The organism is Kitasatospora griseola (assembly GCF_014648555.1).
GTDB classification, from domain to species: Bacteria; Actinomycetota; Actinomycetes; order Streptomycetales; family Streptomycetaceae; genus Kitasatospora; species Kitasatospora griseola.
In genome coordinates, this window is the sequence record NZ_BMRI01000011.1 from 145,703 (window position 1) to 150,497 (window position 4,795).

The window sequence follows — 4,795 nt, forward strand, 5'->3', positions numbered from 1 at the left end:
GGCCCCAGTCCTGCTGGGTGGCGTACCAGCGCAGGTAGGCGCGGTGCACGTCGGACGGCGGGTGCCAGGCGCCGCTGTCGCGGCCGATGTGGGCGCGGATCAGGCCGTCGACGGTGAACAGGCTCATCTGGGTGTCGTCGGTGACGGCGCCGCGCCGCCCGTAGGCGGGGACGTAGCCGGTGACGCCGATCTCGCCGTGGTCGGTGCGGATCTGCTCCAGCTGTTCGAACTCGATGCCGGCGCCGAGGGCGTCGCCGATCGCACCGCCGAGCAGACAGCCCCGCACCCGGCTGCGGAAGTCCTGCTGCTGGGCGCGTGACCACAGGGGCATCACGGATGGGGGCCTTTCGGTCGGCGGCGTCGGACAGCAGACGCACTGTATTCGAAGGCCCGCTCGAAACCGCCGGGCTCCACCGAACATCCATCCGCCCGCCGCCGGGCGGGCCCGCTACTCAAGCACGGGCAGCAGCCGGGGCAGGTGTCCGTCGGAGGCGAGGGCCGACGCGCGGCGTTCGGCGGGGACCTCGCCGTAGTCGGTGGTGCGCTGGCGGGCGGGGCGGCCGGCCAGTGCGGCGATCGCCTCCAGGTCGCGGACCGACTTGTAGGAGCCCCAACCGGAGCCCGCCATCCGGGAGATGGTCTCCTCCATCAGGGTGCCGCCCAGGTCGTTGGCCCCGCTGCTGAGCATCTCGGCGGCACCCTCCGCGCCGAGCTTCACCCAGCTGGTCTGGATGTTGGGGATGTGCGGGTGCAGCAGCAGCCGGGCCATCGCCGTGACCGCCCGGTTGTCGCGCGCGGTCGGGCCGGGCCGGGCGATGCCCGCCAGGTACACGGGGGCGTTGGTGTGCACGAACGGCAGGGTGACGAACTCGGTGAACCCGCCGGTGCGCTGCTGGATCTCGGCCAGCAGCCGCAGGTGGCCCAGCCAGTGCCGGGGGGTGTCGACGTGCCCGTACATCATGGTGGACGAGGAGCGCAGGCCCAGTTCGTGCGCGGCGGTGACCACCTCCACCCAGGTCGCGGCGGGCAGCTTGCCCTTGGTGAGGATCCAGCGCACCTCGTCGTCGAGGATCTCCGCGGCGGTGCCGGGGATCGAGTCCAGGCCGGACTCCTTGGCCCGGGCCAGCCAGTCGCGGATCGACAGCCCGGTGCGGGTGGCGCCGTTGACCACCTCCATCGGCGAGAACGCGTGCACGTGGATGCCCGGCACCCGTTGCTTCACGGCCCGGGCGATGTCGAAGTAGGCGGTGCCCGGCAGGTCCGGGTGGATGCCGCCCTGCATGCACACCTCGGTCGCGCCGACCTCCCAGGCCTGCTCGGCCCGCTCGGCGACCTGGTCCAGCGACAGGGTGTACGCGTCGGCGTCGGTGCGGCGCTGCGCGAACGCGCAGAACCGGCAGCCGGTGTAGCAGACGTTGGTGAAGTTGATGTTCCGGGTGACGCAGTACGTCACCTCCTCGCCGACGGTGTCGCGGCGCAGCTCGTCGGCGATCCGGGTGAGCGCGTCCAGCGCGTCGCCGTCCGCCTGGAACAGGGCGAGGGCCTGGTCGTCCGTCAGCTTCGTCGGGTCGTCGGCGGCGGTGGACAGCGCGGCCCGCAGGTCGGCGGGCAGGCGGCGCGGGGCGGGGACGGCGGCCTGCTCGCGCAGCGACTCCCAGTCGCCGTACACCTCGTCGAAGTCGGAGCGGCGGTCGCCGGTGCGGCCCTCGGTGTCGACGGTGCGGAACAGGTCGGTGCGGCCGCCGCCGGTCATCGGCTCGTCGGGCTCCTGCCAGGGCAGGCCGGCCGGGCGGCGGCCCTCGACGGCCAGGCCGGTGGCCGGGTCGGCGAGCGCCCGCACGTGCGGCAGCAGGCGCGGGTCGAGCCACGGCTCGCCGCGCTTCAGGTACTCGGGGTAGATCGTCAACCGCTCGCGCAGGGTGAACCCGGCCTCGGCGGTCCGTTCGGCCAACTCTTCGATGTGCGGCCAGGGGCGTTCCGGGTTGACGTGGTCCGGCGTCAGCGGCGAGACGCCGCCCCAGTCGTCGATGCCGGCGCGGATCAGCAGCGCGAACTCGGCGTCCACCAGGTTCGGCGGGGCCTGGATCCGGGCGGCCGGGCCGAGCACCAGCCGGGCCACCGCCACCGCGGCCGCCAGCTCGGACAGTTCGGCGTCCGGCATGGCCCGCATCGCGGTGTCCGGCTTGGCCCGGAAGTTCTGCACGATCACTTCCTGCACGCCCTGGTAGGCGCGGGCCACCTTGCGGATCGCCAGCAGCGACTCGGCCCGCTCCTGGTGGGTCTCGCCGATGCCGATCAGCACCCCGGTGGTGAACGGCACGGCGCTGCGCCCGGCGTCCTCCAGCACCCGCAGCCGCACCGCCGGCTCCTTGTCCGGGGAGCCGTGGTGCGGGCCGCCGGGCTCCGACCACAGGCGGGTGGCGGTGGTCTCCAGCATCATGCCCATCGACGGGGCGACCGGCTTGAGGCGCTGGAAGTCCGTCCAGGACAGCACGCCGGGGTTCAGGTGCGGCAGCAGCCCGGTCTCCTCCAGCACCCGCACCGCCATCGCCCGGACGTACGCCAGGGTGTCGTCGTAGCCGTGCGCGTCCAGCCACTCGCGGGCCTCCGGCCAGCGGTCCTCGGGGCGGTCGCCGAGCGTGAACAGCGCTTCCTTGCAGCCCAGTTCGGCGCCCCGGCGGGCGATCTCCAGCACCTCGTCCGGGGACAGGTACAGGCCGTGGCCGTCCTTGCGGAGCTTGCCGGGCACGGTGACGAAGGTGCAGTAGTGGCAGCGGTCCCTGCACAGCCTGGTCAGCGGAATGAACACCTTGCGCGAGTACGTGACGACGCCCGGGCGGCCGGCCTGCTCCAGCCCGGCGTCCCGGATCCGCCCGGCGACCTCGCACAGCTGCTCCAGGTCCGCGCCGCGCGCCCGGAGCAGCACCGCCGCCTCCGCCGCGTCCAGCGCCACCCCGTCCCGGGCCCGGCGCAGCGCGCGCCGCATCGCGGTCGGGGTGGGGTACGAGGCTGCGGGCGCCGGAGGCTGGAGGCTCATGCGCCCGACCCTACGCGAGCCGTACGCCTGCGGGAGTACAGAACCCTGACGGCTTCTCAGGGTCGCAATGCTCCGGATACGACGGGAGACGTAGCGCGATCTGCTGCCGCGGGGCGACGCGCCGTCCGGGGCCGCGGGGCTTCAATGGACACTGACAGCAGACAAGCTCGGAAGGGGGCCGCAGTGGACCAGGAATCCACCGCAGTACAGGACTTGACGGCGACTCGGGCCGGACGGCGCCGCACCGCCGTCCGTTACGGCGTGCCGGTGGCGATCGCCGCCGCCGTCGCCACCGGCATCGGCCTGGTGCCCGCACTGGCCAGCGACGAGGCCCCGAAGCTGCCCGCCATCAGCGCCCAGGACCTGGTCGCCAAGGCGCTGTCGGCGAACACCGACACCTTCACCGGCACCGTCCGGGTCAACGCCGACCTGGGCCTGCCCACGGCGCTGACCGACGCCGCCACCGGCTCCGGCGCGATCGGCGACCTCGCCCGCAGCGCCGGCGCGCACACCGGCAGCGCCGACCCGCAGCTGAAGGCCGTCGAACTGCTCGGCGGCTCGCACACCCTGACCATCGCCGCCGACGGCCCGGACCGCCAGCGGCTCACCCTGTCCAGCCAGAAGTCCGGCTACGAGCTGGTCCACAACGGCGACCAGGTGTGGGCGTACGACCGCAGCTCCCAGCAGGCCCTGCACCTGACCGGCGCGGGCGCCGACGGCCACCGGCCGGACGGGAAGGCGGGGATCGGCTCCGTCACCCCGCAGGACATCGCCAAGCAGCTGCTGGAGCACTCCGCCGGCACCACCTCGGTGACGGTCGACGGCACCGAGCGGGTCGCCGGGCACGCCGCTTACAAGCTCAGCATCAAGCCCAAGCAGGCCGGCTCGACCGTCGCGGAGATCCGGGTCTCGATCGACGCCGAGAAGGGTTTGCCACTGGCCGTGCAACTGCGCACGGTGGACGGCGCGACCGCGTTCGACGTGCGCTTCGGCACGCTGTCCTACGCCAAGCCGGACGCCAAGACCTTCCAGTTCAGCGTCCCCAAGGGCGCCAAGGTGGTCGAGCGGCCCGGGGGCAAGCTCGCCGAGAACCCGATGCCGTCGATCCCGGGCCTGCCCTCGCTGCCGACCGGCGGCGGCGCGGACGGTGCCAAGGGCGGCGTCATCGGCGAGGGCTGGACGGCCGTCGCCCACGCCGAGACGGGCGCGGAAGCCGCGAAGGGCATCGCCAAGTTCACCGGCCGCCAGGTCAAGGGCGGCACCCTGGTGTCCACCCGCGTCGTCAACGCCCTGATCACCGACAGCGGCAAGGTCTACGTGGGCGCCGTCACCCCGGAGACGCTGGAGCAGGTCGCGGCCGCCGGGAAGTAACCACGATCGGTGCGCGGGGCCCCGGGGAACGTCTCCCGGGGCCCCGCGTCGTCGTTCGGGCCCGGCACGACTCTTGACGCGGGCTCGGCCGAACCGCTGGGATGGTGGGCCGCCGCGGACCGTTCGTCCGTTGTTCGCCCGCCCGTCCGCCCGCTGGGAGTACCGTGCCGATCCGCCGCCGTTCAGTCCTGCTGGGCGGGATCGCGGTCGCCTGCGCCACCGCCCTCGCCCGCTGCGGGCCCGCCGAGGCCAGCTCCGGCAACCACCCCGCCGGGCTGCTCGAAGTGACCTGCGACTGGACCTCCGGCCCCGACCGGAACGGCCTGCAGGCGCTGCTCGCCGCGCTCAAGGGCCACGCCCCGGACGTCACCTTCGTCACCGGCGACG

Annotated in this window: 4 protein-coding genes; 2 read left to right on the plus strand and 2 right to left on the minus strand. The window is 73.9% G+C overall.

Features of this window, described 5'->3' with window-relative positions:
• A partial coding sequence (locus IEZ12_RS38480) for an ADP-ribosylglycohydrolase family protein (RefSeq protein ID WP_229847599.1) occupies positions 1–331 on the minus strand: 331 nt, incomplete at its 3' end.
• 117 nt (positions 332–448) lie between these two features.
• Complete coding sequence (locus IEZ12_RS16650; RefSeq protein ID WP_189272727.1) at positions 449–3,037, minus strand: bifunctional FO biosynthesis protein CofGH; 2,589 nt, start codon at positions 3,035–3,037, stop codon at positions 449–451.
• Between the two features lie 183 nt (positions 3,038–3,220).
• Between IEZ12_RS16650 and IEZ12_RS16655 the strand changes: the two genes are divergently transcribed.
• Together IEZ12_RS16655 and IEZ12_RS16660 are read left to right on the plus strand one after the other, a co-directional pair.
• Positions 3,221–4,408, plus strand: a complete 1,188-nt coding sequence (locus IEZ12_RS16655) for a LolA family protein (protein WP_189272728.1) — start codon at positions 3,221–3,223, stop codon at positions 4,406–4,408.
• Between the two features lie 164 nt (positions 4,409–4,572).
• Positions 4,573–4,795, plus strand: a 223-nt coding sequence (locus IEZ12_RS16660) for a hypothetical protein (protein WP_189272729.1), incomplete at its 3' end; no start/stop codon positions are given.

What these genes read in the sequence shown, in the direction of transcription:
- IEZ12_RS16650 (WP_189272727.1), bottom strand. Translation starts at nt 3,037, where the DNA reads ATGAGCCTCCAGCCTCCGGCGCCCGCAGCCTCGTACCCCACCCCGACC.